At 54.9% G+C, this 16,852-nt stretch carries 14 protein-coding genes; 13 read left to right on the forward strand and 1 reads right to left on the reverse strand.

Translation table 11 applies throughout. The annotated features are described in order from the left end of the window. Positions 1–45 precede the first annotated feature (45 nt). Positions 46–2,019, forward strand: coding sequence for an excinuclease ABC subunit UvrB (gene uvrB, locus OGM59_02115; protein UYI91290.1), 1,974 nt, complete (start codon positions 46–48; stop codon positions 2,017–2,019). Further along, entirely contained in the window at positions 2,016–4,844 is a 2,829-nt protein-coding gene (gene uvrA, locus OGM59_02120) for an excinuclease ABC subunit UvrA (GenBank protein ID UYI91291.1), read from the forward strand. The genes uvrB and uvrA overlap by 4 nt, the downstream gene beginning before the upstream one ends. A gap of 47 nt (positions 4,845–4,891) precedes the next feature. On the opposite strand, the gene OGM59_02125 is transcribed toward uvrA, so the two are convergent. Beyond that, the gene (locus OGM59_02125) at positions 4,892–5,362 is read right to left on the reverse strand and encodes an NUDIX hydrolase (GenBank protein UYI91292.1); all 471 of its coding nucleotides are present in this window, start codon (positions 5,360–5,362) and stop codon (positions 4,892–4,894) included. Positions 5,363–5,528: 166 nt separating this feature from the next. Here OGM59_02125 and OGM59_02130 point away from each other — a divergent pair, with 166 nt between their 5' ends. From OGM59_02130 to OGM59_02180, 11 genes are all read left to right on the forward strand, one after another. After that, a complete protein-coding gene (locus OGM59_02130; protein ID UYI91293.1) occupies positions 5,529–6,323 on the forward strand; it encodes a YdcF family protein in 795 nt (264 codons plus the stop codon). A 16-nt stretch (positions 6,324–6,339) separates the two neighbouring features. Next, positions 6,340–6,924 carry a hypothetical protein gene (locus OGM59_02135; protein UYI91294.1) on the forward strand — a complete coding sequence of 195 codons (585 nt, stop codon included), beginning with the start codon at positions 6,340–6,342 and terminating at the stop codon, positions 6,922–6,924. Positions 6,925–7,188: 264 nt separating this feature from the next. Beyond that, positions 7,189–7,956, forward strand: a complete 768-nt coding sequence (sigG, locus tag OGM59_02140) for an RNA polymerase sporulation sigma factor SigG (protein UYI91295.1) — start codon at positions 7,189–7,191, stop codon at positions 7,954–7,956. A gap of 292 nt (positions 7,957–8,248) precedes the next feature. Further along, the gene (locus OGM59_02145; protein UYI91296.1) at positions 8,249–8,413 is read left to right on the forward strand and encodes a hypothetical protein; all 165 of its coding nucleotides are present in this window, start codon (positions 8,249–8,251) and stop codon (positions 8,411–8,413) included. 234 nt (positions 8,414–8,647) lie between these two features. Continuing rightward, positions 8,648–10,702 carry an elongation factor G gene (fusA, locus tag OGM59_02150; protein UYI91297.1) on the forward strand — a complete coding sequence of 685 codons (2,055 nt, stop codon included), beginning with the start codon at positions 8,648–8,650 and terminating at the stop codon, positions 10,700–10,702. Between the two features lie 173 nt (positions 10,703–10,875). Further along, a complete protein-coding gene (locus OGM59_02155) occupies positions 10,876–11,487 on the forward strand; it encodes a DUF308 domain-containing protein (GenBank protein UYI91298.1) in 612 nt (203 codons plus the stop codon). Positions 11,488–11,587: 100 nt separating this feature from the next. Then, positions 11,588–12,067 (forward strand): winged helix DNA-binding protein, encoded by a 480-nt coding sequence (locus OGM59_02160; GenBank protein UYI91299.1) that lies wholly within the window; start codon positions 11,588–11,590, stop codon positions 12,065–12,067. A 241-nt stretch (positions 12,068–12,308) separates the two neighbouring features. After that, on the forward strand, positions 12,309–12,527 hold the full coding sequence (locus OGM59_02165) for a cation transporter (protein UYI91300.1): 219 nt from the start codon (positions 12,309–12,311) through the stop codon (positions 12,525–12,527). A gap of 23 nt (positions 12,528–12,550) precedes the next feature. Then, complete coding sequence (locus OGM59_02170; protein UYI91301.1) at positions 12,551–14,425, forward strand: heavy metal translocating P-type ATPase; 1,875 nt, start codon at positions 12,551–12,553, stop codon at positions 14,423–14,425. 157 nt (positions 14,426–14,582) lie between these two features. Next, complete coding sequence (locus OGM59_02175) at positions 14,583–15,380, forward strand: AraC family transcriptional regulator (protein ID UYI91302.1); 798 nt, start codon at positions 14,583–14,585, stop codon at positions 15,378–15,380. 96 nt (positions 15,381–15,476) lie between these two features. Beyond that, the gene (locus OGM59_02180) at positions 15,477–16,844 is read left to right on the forward strand and encodes a metallophosphoesterase (GenBank protein ID UYI91303.1); all 1,368 of its coding nucleotides are present in this window, start codon (positions 15,477–15,479) and stop codon (positions 16,842–16,844) included. The last annotated feature ends 8 nt before the right edge of the window (positions 16,845–16,852 follow it).

Consider the following 16,852-nt stretch of genomic DNA (forward strand, 5'->3'; position numbering starts at 1 on the left):
ACAAAAGTGTTTGCACGCCTTCTATGCGGGCAGACGGGAGCGAGAATGGAACAGTTTAAGCTACACAGCAAGTTTAAGCCCACCGGCGATCAGCCGCAGGCAATTGAGAAGTTGGCCCGGGGCGTGCTGGACGGTATGAAGGAGCAAACCCTGATGGGGGTCACCGGCTCCGGCAAAACCTTTACCATGGCCAATATTATTGAGCGGGTGAACCGGCCCACTTTGGTGTTGGCGCATAACAAGACCTTGGCCGCCCAGCTTTGCAGCGAGTTTCGGGAATTCTTCCCGGAAAATGCGGTGGAGTATTTTGTTTCCTACTACGACTACTATCAGCCGGAGGCTTACGTGCCCACAACGGACACTTATATTGAAAAGGACTCGGCCATTAACGACGAGATTGACAAACTGCGCCACAGCGCCACGGCGGCACTGTCCGAGCGGCGGGATGTGATCATTGTGGCCTCCGTGTCCTGCATTTATTCCATCGGCGACCCCATTGATTACCGGAATATGGTGATCTCTCTGCGCACCGGTATGGAGTGGAGCCGGGACGCGCTGATTGAAAAGTTGGTGGCTATTCAGTACGAGCGTAACGACATTAACTTTGTGCGCAACAAGTTCCGGGTGCGGGGCGACACGCTGGAGATCTTTCCTGCCGGCAGCAGCGGCACCGCTTTGCGGGTGGAATTTTTTGGGGACGAGATTGACCGGATCTGCGAGATTGACCCGCTTACCGGCAAGATCAAGGGTGTGCTGTCCCACGCCTGTGTGTACCCGGCCTCCCACTATGTAGTGGGGCGGGAAAAGATGGAGCGCGCTTTGAACCAAATCTATCAGGAAATGGTGGAGCGGGTGGCCTATTTTGAAGAAAAGGGCAAGCTTTTAGAGGCCCAGCGGATCAAAGAGCGCACCATGAATGATATTGAAATGCTGCGGGAGACCGGCTTTTGCAAGGGCATTGAGAACTACTCTGCGGTGATGAGCGGGCGCAAGCCCGGCCAGCCGCCTTTTACCCTGCTGGATTATTTTCCGGAGGACTTTTTGCTGTTTTGCGACGAGAGCCACGTGATGCTGCCCCAGGTGCGGGGCATGTACGGCGGCGACCGCTCCCGCAAGGCCAGCCTGATCGACTATGGCTTTCGGCTGCCCTCCGCTTTTGACAACCGGCCGTTACAGTTTGACGAATTCTACGGCAAGATCAATCAGGTGATCTTTACCTCTGCCACCCCCGGCGACTTTGAGCGGGAACGCAGCGCCCAGATCGTGGAACAGGTGATTCGCCCAACCGGACTGCTGGATCCGAATATTACCGTCAAGCCCACCGAGGACCAAATGGACGACCTGGTGTCCGAGATCAACCTGCGCACCCAGCGGGGCGAGCGGGTGCTGGTGACTACCCTCACCAAGGCCATGGCCGAGGATCTTACCGAGTATTTGGAGGGATTCTCCATCAAGGTGCGGTATATGCACCACGATGTGGATACCATGGAGCGTATGGAGATCATTCGCGATCTGCGCCTGGGCGAATTCGATGTGCTGGTGGGGATTAATCTGCTGCGTGAGGGACTGGATATTCCGGAGGTGAGCCTGGTGGCGATCCTGGATGCGGACAAAGAGGGCTTCCTTCGGTCCGAGACCAGCCTGGTGCAGACCATCGGCCGTGCCGCCCGCAACGCCAACGGTGAGGTGATTATGTATGCGGACAGCGTGACTCCCTCCATGGAGCGGGCCATTCGAGAGACGCTGCGCCGTCGCACCATTCAGGAGGCGTATAACGCCGAGCACGGCATTGTGCCCAAGACCATTAAAAAGGATGTGCGGGATATTTTGGAGATTACCTCCAAAGCCCCCGCCGACGGCAAGCAAAAGAAACTGACCAAGAAAGAGCGGCAGCTGCTTATCGACCGTTTGCGGCGGGAAATGCAGGAGGCTGCCCGGCTGCTGGAATTCGAGCACGCGGCGTTCCTGCGTGATGAAATTCAAAAACTGGAGCAGGAGGGAGAGCGCAAGCTGAAATGATAAAGAATATTGTGGTAAAAGGTGCCCGCGAGCACAACTTGAAGAATATTGATGTAGAGATTCCCCGGGACAAGCTGGTGGTGTTTACCGGCCTGTCCGGTTCCGGCAAGTCCAGCCTGGCTTTTGACACCATTTATGCCGAAGGTCAGCGCCGGTATGTGGAGAGCCTGTCCTCTTACGCCCGCCAGTTCCTGGGTCAGATGGAGAAGCCGGATGTGGACTATATCGAGGGTCTGTCCCCGGCCATATCCATTGACCAAAAGACCACCTCCCGCAACCCTCGCTCCACCGTGGGCACGGTAACGGAGATCTATGACTACCTGCGATTGTTGTGGGCACGGATCGGTATTCCCCATTGCCCGGTATGCGGGCGCGAGATCACCCAGCAGACGGTGGATCAGATCGTGGATCAAATTCTTACCCTGCCGGAGAAAACAAAAATTCAAATTATGGCGCCCATTGTGCGAGGGCACAAGGGCGAGTATGTTAAGGAACTGGACAACGCCCGCAAGTCCGGCTTTGTACGTGCGCGCATTGACGGCTCCGTTTATGACCTGGCGGAAGAGATCAAGCTGGACAAGAACAAAAAGCATAATATTGAGATCGTGGTGGACCGCCTGGTGATGAAGCCGGATATCGCCGGCCGCTTGGCCGACAGCGTGGAGACCGCCACCCATATTGCAGACGGCGTGGTGCTGGTGGATATTGTAGGGGAGCGGGAGGAACTGTATTCCCTCAATTACGCCTGCCCGGAGCACGGTGCGGTGATCGCAGAGATGAGCCCCCGCATGTTCTCCTTTAACAATCCCTTTGGCGCCTGCAAAACCTGCGGCGGTATCGGGTCTTATAAAGAAATTGATCCGGCGCTGGTGATTCCTAACAAAAAGCTGTCCATCAACCAGGGAGCCATTAAGGCCAGCGGCTGGAATGTGGCAGACGGCGGCAGCATTGCCCGGATGTATTTTGAGGCCATTGCCCAGGCGTACAAATTCTCGCTGGATATTCCGGTAGAGATGATTCCCAAGAAGGGGCTGGACGCCATCTTATACGGCACCGGCACCAAAAAGCTGAAAATGCAGCGGAGCACCTCTTACGGCTCTTCCAATTACAACGGTACCTTTGAGGGCGTGATTCCCAACTTGCAGCGCCGGTATGCGGAGACCACCTCCGACTGGGCCCGGGCAGATATTGAGGCTGTGATGACCCAGTGCGTGTGCCCGGACTGCGGCGGCGCCCGCCTGTCTACGGAGAGCCTGTCTGTGACCGTTGGGGGCAAGAATATTTATGAGTTCTGCCAAATGCCCATTCATGAGGAGCTGGATTTTATCCAAAACTTGCAGCTGACGGAAAAGGAACAGATGATCGGCGCCCTGATCGTGCGGGAAATCCGCGATCGACTGAATTTCCTGAACAGTGTGGGGTTGGATTATCTGTCTCTGGCGCGAGAAGCGGCCACCCTGTCCGGCGGCGAAAGCCAGCGCATTCGTCTGGCTACCCAGATCGGCTCCAGCCTGATGGGTGTGCTGTATATTTTGGACGAGCCGTCCATCGGTCTGCACCAGCGGGACAATGAAAAGCTGCTGGGCACCCTGCGCCACCTGCGGGACTTGGGCAACACCCTGATCGTGGTGGAACATGACGAGGACACCATGCGGGCGGCAGACTATGTGGTAGACATTGGTCCCGGTGCCGGTATCCACGGCGGCGAGCTGGTGGCAGCGGGCACGGTAGACGATATTATTGCCTGCGAGCGCTCCATCACCGGCCAGTACCTGAGCGGCAAGCGCAAGATCCCGGTACCGGCCAAGCGGCGGCCGGGCAACGGCAAAAAACTGACGATCTACGGTGCGGTACAAAACAACTTGAAGGGCATTGATGTGGAGATCCCGCTGGCTACCTTTACGGCCGTGACCGGCGTGTCCGGCTCCGGCAAATCCAGTTTGGTAAACGAGATTCTTTATAAGCACCTGGCCAATATGCTCAACGGCGCCAAAAAGCGCCCGGGCAAGTTTGACCGTATGACCGGCGTGGACAATCTGGACAAGGTCATCAACATTGACCAGTCGCCCATTGGCCGCACCCCCCGGTCCAACCCGGCTACTTATACCGGTGTGTTTAACGACATTCGCGACCTGTTCGCTTCCACCCCGGATGCCAAAATGCGGGGCTACAAGGCCAATCGCTTTTCCTTTAATGTTAAGGGCGGTCGGTGCGAGGCCTGCCAGGGCGACGGTATTGTGAAGATTGAAATGCACTTTTTGGCCGATGTGTATGTACCCTGCGATGTGTGCGGCGGTCATCGGTACAACCGAGAGACCCTGGAAGTGAAGTTCAAGGGCAAGAATATTTATGAAGTGCTGGAGATGACCGTGGACGAGGGCGTGGCGTTTTTTGCCCAGCAGCCCAAGATCTTGCGCAAGCTGCAAACCCTGTCCGATGTGGGTTTGGGGTATGTAAAGATCGGCCAGCCGGCGACTACCCTGTCCGGCGGCGAGGCGCAGCGGGTGAAGCTGGCTACCGAGCTGATGAAGCGTCCCACCGGCAAGACGATTTATATTTTAGACGAGCCCACCACCGGGCTGCACACGGCAGATGTGCACCGGCTGGTGAATGTGCTGGAGCGGCTGGTGGCCAACGGCAACACCGTGGTGGTGATCGAGCACAACCTGGATGTGATCAAAACGGCGGATTATATTATTGATCTTGGCCCGGAGGGCGGTGTCGGCGGCGGCACGCTGGTGGCCTGCGGCACCCCGGAGGAGATCGCTGCTTGCCCGGCGTCTTACACCGGCCAGTACCTGAAGTCTGTGTTAGATAACGATTAAAAAAACCGGCTTGATTGTTGCGTACAGTCAAGTCGGCTTTTTCTGTTCTATTTTTCGGCGGCGTAGAAAGTCATGGCGCCGAATTTTTCCCGCTGGGGAGCATAGTCAATAGGCGTTAGCCCGCCACCGGACATGGCGGCGGTAATGAGTTTTTTGGACAGGTCCGGCACATCGGGGCGGGAGAGCGCTTCTTCGCAATCCATCCACACCACCCGGTCGTTTTCGTCCCCATCGCTGCGGGGCGTGCCGCCGGTGTACTCTGCCAAAAAGGCGGCGTACCAGTCCTGCTCGCTAAAGCGCACCGCCAGCAGCTTCACCGGCTTGGCGGTAATGCCGGTCTCTTCCATCAGTTCCCGGCACATGGCCTGCTCCGGGCTTTCGCCGTTTTTCAGATACCCGCCGGGGGTGATAAACAGCCCCTTACCGGCGCCGTAAGTGTGGCGAGCCAGCAGTGCCTTACCCTCGCGCAGCACCACAGCGCAAACACTTTTTTGCCAATTTGTATTTTTTTCTTCCATATTTGGCTCCTGAATGCTATACTATAATATAGTTATTATACGGCAGTGAGGCGAATTGTCAATGTTTTTCGCCGGTTCCACGGTGCGTGGAGTGTTTCCACCGCCCGTGCCTTGCCTTTCTGCGGCGGCTCTGTTAGGCTGAAATGGCTGAAAGGAGCGCTGTGTTATGCTACATTTACGAAAGAAAGACAAAAAACAAGACGAACAGGTGATTTTTATTCAGGTTGCGTTTTTCGCCGTCGGCGCGGTACTGCTGCTGTGGTATTTGGCGCCTTGGGTGCTCAATCGAATTCTCAATGCCGGTAATGTGCTGGGCATTGCTTTTGCCGTGGTGCTGTTGCTGTGCGGCATGTTTGCGCAGCCGGTGACCCATTTGCTGGCGCCGGGCAATCACGCCCCGGGCGCGGTGGTGCTCAAGGCAGTGGTGGCACTGGTGTGCACCGTGGCGGTGCTCACCAGCGGCTATATGCTCACTGGGCTGATCCAAACCGGCCACCGGGAAGAGACTGTACTGGTGCTGGGCTGCTCGGTGAAGGGGGAACGCCCCTCCCGTATGCTGCGCCAGCGGATCGAGGCAGCCACCGAGTATTTGGAGAAGAACCCGGACAGCAAGGCTGTGCTCAGCGGCGGCCAAGGCCCGGATGAGAAGATCAGCGAGGCGGAGTGTATGCGCCGGGAGCTGGTGCGCCGGGGGATCGCCGCCGATCGGTTGTATCTGGAGGATCACTCCACTTCTACGGAGGAAAATGTGGCTTTTTCGGCCAAAATTATAGAACAAAACGGACTGAACCGCCATGTGACGGTGGTGACCTCTGATTTCCATTGCCGTCGTGGCATGCTGCTGTGTCAGCGGGCGGGTCTGACCGCCAGCTCCACACCGGCGGCCACCGATGTGTACCTGCTTGGCACCTACTGGATGCGGGAGATGCTGGCGGTGGTCAAGACCGTTTTGCACTTTTAACACAAAGAAGGGATTTTTGTTGAAGGGACTTGCCATTTGCGATTTGCAGCCAGATGGGTATCGGGGCGTTTGCCGCTCCAACCAGTTGGCTGATTATATGACGGACGCCAAGATCGGCGGCCGGGTCACGGATTTTTTGGAGAATTTTGTGGACGATGAAAGCCAGGAGATCCGGTGTACTGTGGCGGCGGCCTGCGCTGCCCGGCAGATGGTGGACCTGCTTGGTAGCCGAGGCGCGGATTGCGAGTTGATCACCTTTAACGACGAGCACGAGAGTGCGGGACTTTTGGGCGGCGCGCTTTTGGGCTACGATGTGTGCGCCCAGGATCTGAGTGTATCACCCCTGGCAGACGGCCTAATCCGAGTGGGCGTTACCGAGTATGAGGAGGCGTTGTTCCCGGAATTCTTTGAAGAATTGAACGGCCAGGTGCTGCGGGAGTACGCCGAGGATCTGAACGACAATTTGCTTTTTGCTACGGAAAAAACCGCGCAGGAGGTGTGCGCCTTTATGAATTATCTGTCTGCCACCTATGACAATGATTTTTATTGTTTGAGTGATTATGCCGTGTTTGCCGTTTTTGACGGCCGGGACCCGGCGTGATAGAAACACAATATTAAAATGTAAAAACGGCTCCCCTTGTTTTTTCAAGGGGAGCTGTCGCATTTATGCGACAGAGGGGACGGGCACCGGTTAGGTGCTGTCGCATTTGTGCGACTGAGGGGATAAAACGATTGGCGCAACGCCACATTATACTGCAACCCGATCACCCGCCACACAAAAATCTTGCTTTGCCTGATATTTTTGCACCCAGCGGTCCATACTATTCATAAGCGTATTGTACATATCATAGAAAGGCGGACGCATGTGCAATACGGTAAAGTAGAAATTTGCGGGATCAACACCTCGGAGCTGAAAGTGCTGGGAGAAAAAGAAAAAATGGACCTGCTGCGCAAGGCCCAGGCCGGGGACAAGCAGGCCCGGGACACCCTGATCTGCGGCAATCTGCGGCTGGTGCTGTCGGTGATCCAGCGGTTCTCCGGACGGGGCGAAAGTATGGACGATCTGTTCCAGGTGGGGGTCATTGGACTGATCAAAGCCATTGACCATTTTAATACGGAGTTGAATGTAAAGTTCTCCACCTACGCCGTGCCCATGTGCGTAGGGGAGGTGCGCCGCTTTTTGCGAGACGATAACCCGGTGCGGGTCAGTCGCTCTATGCGGGATACCGCCTATAAAGCCATGCAGGTGAAGGAGCAGCTGATGGCCGCCAATGGTCGAGAGCCTACGGTGGACGAGATCGCCGCCAAGCTGGGCATGAAAACCGCCGATGTGGTGCTGGCGCTGGAGGCCATTGTGGACCCGGTGTCCTTGTACGAGCCGGTGTATTCCGATGGGGGTGACACCATTTATGTGATGGACCAGGTGGGCGACGCCAATACGGACGCGGACTGGGTGGACGAGATGATGATCAAGGATCAGATCAGGCAGCTGGACGATCGGGAGCGCAACATTCTCTATAAGCGCTTTATGGAGGGCAAAACCCAAATGGAGGTGGCGGCTGAGATCGGCATCAGCCAGGCCCAGGTCAGCCGACTGGAAAAAACCGCCCTGCGCCGCATTAAGGGCAAATAGATAAAACAAAAGCCACAGTAACAACTATAGTGCCAGCAGCAAGTTTAAGAGCGCCAAAACGGTAACGATCAGCAAGGATAAGACGACTTCAGCGTATAGTCCGTGTATTTATCCCTCCAACAACGCTGCTGGTGGGCATAATCGCAAAAATGCCTAATCGACAAAATGTGGAATGATGCTATATAAAACGGATGAGAATGTGAACTTTATAGGACGGTGTGTACTAAATTTACAAAAAACATTGACAATTATATCCACTTTGTGTCATAATCGACACAAAGGAGGATTGAAAATGATTGTAGAGGATACGAAAGATCTGGTAGAAACGGACGATTATGTAATCATTGAAGCGACTTTGTCAGAGGGCGATTTGTTGTTTGTGCAAATTGCCGTGGGCATTCGCAACGAAGTGGGCGACATTGTTCGTATTATTCCCATTTCCACCAACCCAATCTAACGAAACGGCCGGGCAGTTATCCGCCCGGCTATTTCTATGCCCATTTCTGCTATTTTAGGGGCGTCGGTGGGGTTCTGCGGTAGGGGTGCGTGCATATATTGTACGGGGCACTTGGCTGCCTTGCGATGGAGTTTTGCAAATTATTTGTAAAAGGGCTGCAAAAAGCATTGACGGATGTTGAAAAATATTATACAATATGCACAAAAGCAATTCTTATTAAAGAGGGATGGACTTATGAAAACTTATGCACCTGATCAAATTCGGAACATTGCGCTTGCAGGTCACGCTTCCAAGGGCAAAACCACCCTGCTGGAGGCTATGCTGCATTTGGCAGGGGCGACGGAGCGCGCCGGCAAAGTGGCTGACGGCAACACGGTGACTGACTTTGACGCCGAGGAGAAAAAGCGCCACATCAGTATGGCCAGCGCCGTGGCTTCCATTGAATATAAGAGCAAAAAGTTGAACTTTATTGACACCCCCGGTTTGTTTGACTTTGAGCAAGGGGCCTTTGAGGGCTTGCGCGCCGCAGAGACGGCGGTGATCGTGGTGTCTGCCCGCAGCGGTCTGGCTGTGGGTGCGGAAAAGGCATTTAAGAACGCCGGCTCCCGCCGTATGGCGCGGGTGCTGGTGACTACCAAAATGGACGACGATCGTGCGGATTTCTACAAGAGCTTTAACGGCATTGTGGCCAAGTTCGGCACGGCGGCCTGCCCGGTGGTGGTGCCCATCATCTCCGGCGGCAAGGTGGCTGCCTATTACAATATGATTGACGGCAAGGCCTATGCGTATGCAGACGGCAAGCGCACTGAGAGTGATGCCCAGCCGGACGACGCTCCACGCTTTGCGGCGGTACAGGCCGTGTTTACGGAAGCCGTGGCCTCTGCTGATGAAGAGCTGATGGAAAAATATTTTGAGGGCGAGGAGTTGACCCCGGAGGAGAAAATCCGCGGGCTGAAAGCCGGCGTGGCGGACGGCTCCATTATCCCGGTGTTTGCCCTGAGCGGTTTGGCAGAGACGGCCTGCGATCTGTTGCTGGATTTCCTGGCGGAGGTTTGTCCTGCGCCTAAGAGTGAGTATGCGGCAGACGCTGACGGTGAGCCTATCGAGCTGACCCCGGACCCCAACGGACCCTTGGCTGCGGTCTGCTTTAAGACGGTGGCGGATCCGTTTATCGGCAAGCTGTCTTACTTTAAGGTGATCAGCGGCAAAATCACTGCCGCTACCCCTGCTTACAACGCCCGCACCGGCAAAGAGGAGCGCATGGGCAAGATGGTAAGCGTATTCGGCGCCAAGCAGACGGACATCAGCGAACTGTCCGCCGGGGATATTGGTGCAGTGACCAAGCTGGGCGGCTTTGCCACCGGCGATACCCTTTGCAGCGCCGGGCAAGTGGTGACCCTGGACGGTGTGCATATTCCGAGTGCCACCTATGCCATGGCTGTGGAAGTGGCCAAGAAAGGCGAGGAGGAGAAAGTGGCTTCCGGTCTCAGCCGTCTGTGCGAGGAGGATCCGTCCCTGCACTTTGGCGTCAACAACGAGACCCATCAGCAAATCCTCAGCGGCCTGGGCGAGCAGCACCTGGATGTGGCGATGGCCCGGCTGAAGAGCAAATTCGGTGTGGAGGCGACATTGGTGCAGCCGCGCGTGGCGTACCGGGAGACCATTACTATGAAGGTCTCTGCCCAAGGGCGGCACAAGAAGCAGTCCGGCGGCCACGGCCAATTTGGTGATGTGTTTATTGAATTTGAGCCTTATGATACAGAAGAACTGGTGTTCGCCGAGCGTGTGGTAGGCGGCGCCGTGCCCAAGAATTTCTTCCCGGCAGTAGAAAAGGGTCTGCGGGAGAGTATGCAAAAGGGTGTGCTGGCCGGGTATCCTATGGTGGGCGTAAAGGCCACGCTGTTTGACGGCTCTTACCACCCGGTAGACTCCAGCGAAATGAGCTTTAAGACCGCTGCGTCCCTGGCCTATAAAGAGGGCATTCCCAAGGCGATGCCGGTGCTGCTGGAGCCGATCCTGACAGTGACCGCAACGGTGAACGATGAGGCTATGGGCGATGTGATCGGTGATATTAACAAGCGCCGCGGGCGCGTGCTGGGTATGACCCCTTCCGGGGACGGCAGCCAGGAGATCATGGCGGAGGTGCCGGAGTCGGAGATGTCTACCTTCTCTACCGCCATGCGCCAAATGACCCAGGGTCGTGGTTCCTTTACCACCGCCTTTGCCCGCTATGATCGGTGCCCGGAGCACATTGCACAAAAGATCAAGGCGGAGGCCAGTCAGTTATAATACATATTATATACGGGCAGCCCTCGGTACGCCGGGGGCTGTTTTGTATGATTTTCGGCTTCGATGGCATACTGAAAAAGGGCGGCTTGTCTATGATTTGACAAAGGGGCCGTTTGGTGCTATAAATGAGGTGTGCCCGGTTTAGGGCAATCGTTTCTATTGGAGGGATCACGATGCGCGAATTGTTTGAGAAATTTCGTTCTTATTCCATTGTCAGTATCATTGTTTCCGCGTTGTGCGGGCTGGCACTGCTGATTTTTCCGGAAGCCAGTATTCGCTATATCAGCCTGGCCTTTGGCGGTGCTTTGTTGATTATGGGCGCTGTTGGGGTGGTGCAGTATTTTCGCAAGACTGCCGGCCCGGTGGCGCTGTCTGCGGGATTGATTTCCATGGTGTGCGGCGTGATCGTCTGCGTCAAGTACCAGAGTATTCTCACATTGGTAGAATTCCTGTTTGGTGCATCTATCTTTTGCGGCGGGATCATTGGTCTGGTGATCGCCCTGCGGCGGGAAATGCGGCTGCTGCCCGGCTGGGGTGTCAATCTGGCACTGACGATGGTGTCCGTCATTTTAGGGATCGTGTGTATGGTCAATCCTTTTCATACCGCCCTGGCGCTGGCCAGAATGCTGGGCGTAGCGCTGCTGCTGTATGCAGTGATGGAAGCCGTTGGCTATGTGCAGTTGCGCAAGGTGGGCCGCTCTGTGGAGGACGCAGTGAATCGTACGGCGCCGATCATTGACGAAAACGCTCGCGTATTGGATGATCAGGACGAAAGTGTAAAATAATCGATAAATGCATACGATTTTCTGCTTTCCTGCTTGACAAGGATTTTGTTTTATAGTATATTTATAGGCGAGAAGAGGGTGAAGCAGAAAGGACTTCATTATGAGCAAAAAAATGACTGCATTCGGCAGCAAGTTCATTCAAACCTCCAAAGCTATTTCCAAAAAGCGCCAGAAGCTGGCTGAGACCGTAGGCTTGGAGGCCGCACCCGCTGTGGCTGTAATGGGCGAAAAAAAGGCAAAAGTATCCAGATGTATGGTTGAGATCCTGCTGTGCCTGGATCAATCCAAGACCCCGCAGGCCGTGCGCGATGTGAGCTGTGATACGGAGTACTCCAAGGGTATGATTAGTCGCTGCGTAGAGAATCTGCGTCAGCAGGGCTATGTGACCGTTGAGCGTAATGTGCAGGATCGTCGCGCTGTTTGTATTGCCCTTACCGAGAAAGCAAAGCCTGTGATCGCTGATTTCCATGCCAAAGAGAAAGAAATGATCGAGACCCTGTATGCCGGTTTGAACGATGCGGATATTCAGGATCTGGATCGGATTCTGGAAATTGTGCAGGCAAACATTGCCGATATGTAATCTATTATAAACTTGAACCGTCCTGTTTCGGCAGGGCGGTTTTTTCTGTCTGTTTTGAACCGTCATTGCAGGTGGTGTACCCGGTTGATGAGCAAAAGTGGTGCACTGCCTATTTTTTGCGCCTTTTTTCAGAAATCTATTGACATGCTCTATCCGGTTGAATATAATAATATATGAACAGATGAGAATATGAAATACTGTTCAGAGCAAAAAAACAAACATTTTGCATAGGAGAATGGCTATGAAAAAGACTTATAATGTGGACGTGGATTGTGCCAATTGTGCTGCCAAGATGGAAGACGCTGTGAAAAAGACCCCCGGTGTGCAGAACGCTGTCCTGAGCTTTATGACCTTAAAGTTGAAAGTGGAATTTGAAGCAGGTGCGGATGTGGATGCAGTGATGGCAGCCGCCCGAAAAAATTGCAAGCGGGTGGAGAGCGATTGCGAGATCTTTTTGTAAACCTGCATTTGGGAGGGAAAGGTATGAGCAAGAAGCAAAAGAAAGTGCTGGTGCGCATTATTGTTGCGCTGGTGCTGCTGGCAGGGGTGATCCTGCTGGATAAGCTGGCCCTGCTGCCACAGTGGGCTATGATTGTTCTGTATTTGGTGCCGTATTTTGTGATCGGCTACGATATTCTTTGGAAAGCGCTTAAGGGGATCAAAAACCGCCAGGTGTTTGATGAGAATTTCTTAATGGCAGTGGCCACCGTTGGCGCCCTTTGCTTACAAGACTTCAAAGAGGGCGTGGCCGTTATGCTGTTTTACCAGATCGGCGAGCTGTTCCAGAGTGTGGCGGTGGGCAAGAGCCGTAAGAACATTGCCGCCCTGATGGATATTCGTCCGGACTATGCCAATTTGATGGTGGACGGCAAACTGGAACAGGTGGATCCGGACGATGTGGAAGTGGGCACGGAGATTGTGGTGGATCCCGGCGAAAAGGTGCCCATTGACGGTGTGATCGTAGAGGGCAATACAACCCTGAATACCGGTGCGCTTACCGGCGAGAGCGTGCCACGGGAGGCCAAGCCGGGAGACGATGTGATTAGTGGCTGCATCAATATGAGCGGGCGCATTACGGTGCGCACCACCAAGCCATTCGGCGAGTCTACCGTGTCTAAAATCTTGGATTTGGTGGAGAATTCTGCCATGAAAAAGTCCAAGTCCGAGAACTTTATCACCAAGTTCGCCCGATACTATACCCCCGCCGTGTGTTACAGCGCATTGGCGCTGGCAGTGCTGCCGCCGTTGATTCGCCTGTTGGCAGGTCATCCGGCTATGTGGGCCGAGTGGATCACAAGAGCACTGACCTTTTTGGTCATCAGCTGCCCCTGCGCGCTGGTGATCTCTATTCCGCTGAGTTTCTTCGGCGGTATCGGCTGCGCTTCTAAAAACGGTATTTTGGTGAAAGGCTCCAACTACTTGGAAGCTTTGGCAGACACCAAATATATTGTATGTGACAAAACCGGCACCCTGACCAAAGGGGTGTTCCAGGTGACCGGTGTGTACCCGGCGCCGGGGGTGGATAAAAAGGTGTTGCTGGGTCTGGCGGCCTATGCGGAGAGTGGATCGCATCACCCCATCAGTCAAAGCTTGAAAGATGCTTACGGTCAGCCTCTGCAAGGGGAGCGGGTCAGCGCCATTCAGGAGATCGCCGGTCACGGCGTGCAGGCGTTGGTGGACGGCCATCCGGTAGCTGTGGGTAACGCCAAGCTGATGGAAAAGATCGGCGCTGCCCTGCCCGATGCGCGTACGGACGGCACAACCGTGTATGTAGCGGCGGATGGCAAGTATATCGGCTGCATTGTCATTTCTGATGTGGTGAAGCCCACCGCCAAGGCAGCGATGGCTGCGCTCAAGGAGAATGGCGTAAAAATGACCGTCATGCTCACCGGTGACGCAAAGGCTGCGGCAGATCGGGTGGCTGCGGAGATCGGTATGGATCGGGTGGAAAGCGAGCTGCTGCCCGGAGATAAGGTGGCGCAGGTGGAAAAGCTGCTGGCAGAGAAAGGTCCCAAGGAGAACCTGGCCTTTGTAGGTGACGGGATTAACGACGCGCCGGTGCTGTCCCGCGCGGATGTGGGGATCGCTATGGGCGCCCTCGGCTCGGACGCTGCCATTGAAGCGGCAGATGTGGTGCTGATGGACGATGATCCGTCTAAGATTGCGCTGGCCATGAAGATCTCGCGCCACACCTTGCAGATCGTATGGCAAAATATTGTGTTCGCCCTGGCGGTGAAGGCTGTTTGCCTGGTGCTGGGCGCTCTGGGTATTGCCGGTATGTGGCTGGCGATTTTTGCCGATGTGGGCGTGATGGTACTGGCGGTGCTCAACGCCACCCGCGCACTGAAAATCAAATAATGACTGAACAACGGCGGTTGCAGGGCTATGGCTTGCAACCGTCGTTTTTTATGCCCTACGGGGATTGCGGTTCCTGTCGGTTTGTGCTATATTAAAATTATCACACATAGGCTGCTGCTAACGGGAGTATAAATGAAGAAAGGTTTGAATTGTCACAATGTATGAGAACATTAAGCTGTTTGCGGAGAGTGGGCGCCCGCTGGAGGTGCGCTTTGTGGGAGAGACGGTGTGCGACGGCAAATATCGGATCAGTCGATCGTGCAGTGATCTAAACTCTCTGGAATATATTGTGGATGGCGCTGGCACACTGGAGATCAACGGCCAGGTATTGTACCCCAAGGCGGGGGATGTGTTTCTTCTGACCGAGGGCAGCCGCCACACCTATTATGCGGATCAGAACCACCCCTGGCACAAGTATTTTATCAGTTTTAGCGGTCCGGTGGCAGACTGCCTGCTACGCACCTATTTGCCTCGGGACACCTATTTGTTTCATGGCTGTTATGTGGAAAAGGCCTTTGCCCGCTTGTTTAGCCTGGGGTTCAACAATCAGGATCAAGACAAGGCCCAGATCGCCATGGCGCCGGTGCTGTTTAGCTTGGTGCAGAGCATTTACGATCGGCAGATCACCGCGGAGTATGACCTGGCGGATCGCATCAAGCGGGAGATTGAGAACCGTGCCACCATGCACTTGGATCTTGAGGAACTATGCCGGACTTTGAATTATTCCAAAAATCATATTATCAACCGGTTTTCTGCCAAATTCGGCGTGACGCCGTATCAATATTACAAAAACTGTCGTCTGCAGATCGCAAAGGATTACCTGATCAATACCCAGATGACTGTCAGCGAAATTGCAGATGCCCTGTCCTATACGGACGCCCAGTATTTTTCTTATGCCTTTAAGCAGGGAACCGGGTGCTCTCCCAGTCGCTTTCGCGCGCTCACGGAAATGTGATAAATCGCAAGCAATATTGGATATATCCAGTTGAATAAAAGCTATTGTTGTGATATTTTATAATATATAGGGCTCCTTTGCCCGGGAGATAGAATCATGAGCGATTTTTCCTTTTATTTAGTGACGGACCCCCATTATTTTGACGAGTCCTTCGGCCGCAGCGGATCGGCTTACGAGGCCCGCTCCCGCACAGACCAAAAGTGTGTGGCGGAGACGCCGGCCATCCTTGACGCCGGGTTTGCCCAGATTGCAGCGGACAGGGAGACGCGTGTGATCCTGATCCCCGGCGATTTGGTGTACCGAGGCGAATACCAAAGCCATGTGGGCTTTCGCAAGCGGCTGTACCGACTGCAAGAAGCGGGCAAAAAGATTTACTTGATCACTGCCCGCCATGACTATGCGGAGAATCCCTGCGAATTTATAGGTGACCGCACGGTGCCGGTTGCCGGCATGGAGCGCAGCGACCTGCGGGACTTTTACCGGGAATTCGGATTTGACGACGCCATTGCCGAGCACCGGGAGAGTATGTCTTATGTGGCGCAGCTGGCGCCGGGCCTGCGGTTGTTGGCACTGAATTGTGACGGCGACTGCAAGGACTTTAAGGGCCTTTGGCCGGAGCAGTTGGACTGGGCAGTGGCACAAATTCAGGCGGCACACGCTGCCGGGGAGCGGATCATTGCTATGACCCATTATCCGTTGCTGCCGTTCTCGGCAGTGATGGGTCTGATCGGCGACGCCCATTTGACCGACTGGGAACAAACCGCCAACACGCTGGCAGACGCCGGGCTGGAGCTGATCTTTACCGGTCATATGCACGCTCAGGCGGTGACAGAGCACATCTCGCCGGCAGGCAACACCATTACCGATGTGCAGACCGGATGCTTTGTGGGCTGTCCCTGCGCCTATCGCAAGGTGACGGTGGCACCGGATGGCCAGGTGGACATTCGCTCCTACACGATTGATGACTTTGACTATGATAAAGGCGGGCGCACCGCGGCAGAATATCTGCAGTGGCGCTTTGACCGTATGATCACGGATATAATGGACGCTATGGCTACGGATTTTGATGCCTTTATGGGTAAATTCGGCGGCAGCCAAGGCAAGGAAAAGCTGAAAGGTCCGGTCACGGCAGTAGGCAAGCTGCTGCAAAAGCTGACGGTAAAGCAGCTGGGGCGGCTGTTTTGGTTCCGGGTGGATCCGTCCATCGGTGATCGTCGAGTGGCAGATGTGGGCGTGGAGCTGGTGCGTAATATCTTTATGGGCAACGAGCCGTACGTGCCCGGTACGCCCATGTATGACGCGCTGGATCACCTGCTGCGTCGTCTGTCTCCGGTGTTGCATATTTTGGAGAAGAAGCTCTCCGCCGGCAATCCGCAGCTCTCCGATCTGCGCGCCTTTGTGCTCTCCATGATCGGCGACAAAAAGCAACGGGATTACAACTGCACCTTGCAGTTGACTAAATAAAAACAAAA

This window comes from Oscillospiraceae bacterium (assembly GCA_025757685.1).
In the GTDB taxonomy this organism is placed as follows: domain Bacteria; phylum Bacillota; class Clostridia; order Oscillospirales; family Acutalibacteraceae; genus CAG-217.

What these genes read in the sequence shown, in the direction of transcription:
- uvrB (UYI91290.1), top strand. Translation starts at nt 46, where the DNA reads ATGGAACAGTTTAAGCTACACAGCAAGTTTAAGCCCACCGGCGATCAG.
- uvrA (UYI91291.1), top strand. Translation starts at nt 2,016, where the DNA reads ATGATAAAGAATATTGTGGTAAAAGGTGCCCGCGAGCACAACTTGAAG.
- OGM59_02125 (UYI91292.1), bottom strand. Translation starts at nt 5,362, where the DNA reads ATGGAAGAAAAAAATACAAATTGGCAAAAAAGTGTTTGCGCTGTGGTG.
- OGM59_02130 (UYI91293.1), top strand. Translation starts at nt 5,529, where the DNA reads ATGCTACATTTACGAAAGAAAGACAAAAAACAAGACGAACAGGTGATT.
- OGM59_02145 (UYI91296.1), top strand. Translation starts at nt 8,249, where the DNA reads ATGATTGTAGAGGATACGAAAGATCTGGTAGAAACGGACGATTATGTA.
- fusA (UYI91297.1), top strand. Translation starts at nt 8,648, where the DNA reads ATGAAAACTTATGCACCTGATCAAATTCGGAACATTGCGCTTGCAGGT.
- OGM59_02155 (UYI91298.1), top strand. Translation starts at nt 10,876, where the DNA reads ATGCGCGAATTGTTTGAGAAATTTCGTTCTTATTCCATTGTCAGTATC.
- OGM59_02160 (UYI91299.1), top strand. Translation starts at nt 11,588, where the DNA reads ATGAGCAAAAAAATGACTGCATTCGGCAGCAAGTTCATTCAAACCTCC.
- OGM59_02165 (UYI91300.1), top strand. Translation starts at nt 12,309, where the DNA reads ATGAAAAAGACTTATAATGTGGACGTGGATTGTGCCAATTGTGCTGCC.
- OGM59_02170 (UYI91301.1), top strand. Translation starts at nt 12,551, where the DNA reads ATGAGCAAGAAGCAAAAGAAAGTGCTGGTGCGCATTATTGTTGCGCTG.
- OGM59_02175 (UYI91302.1), top strand. Translation starts at nt 14,583, where the DNA reads ATGTATGAGAACATTAAGCTGTTTGCGGAGAGTGGGCGCCCGCTGGAG.
- OGM59_02180 (UYI91303.1), top strand. Translation starts at nt 15,477, where the DNA reads ATGAGCGATTTTTCCTTTTATTTAGTGACGGACCCCCATTATTTTGAC.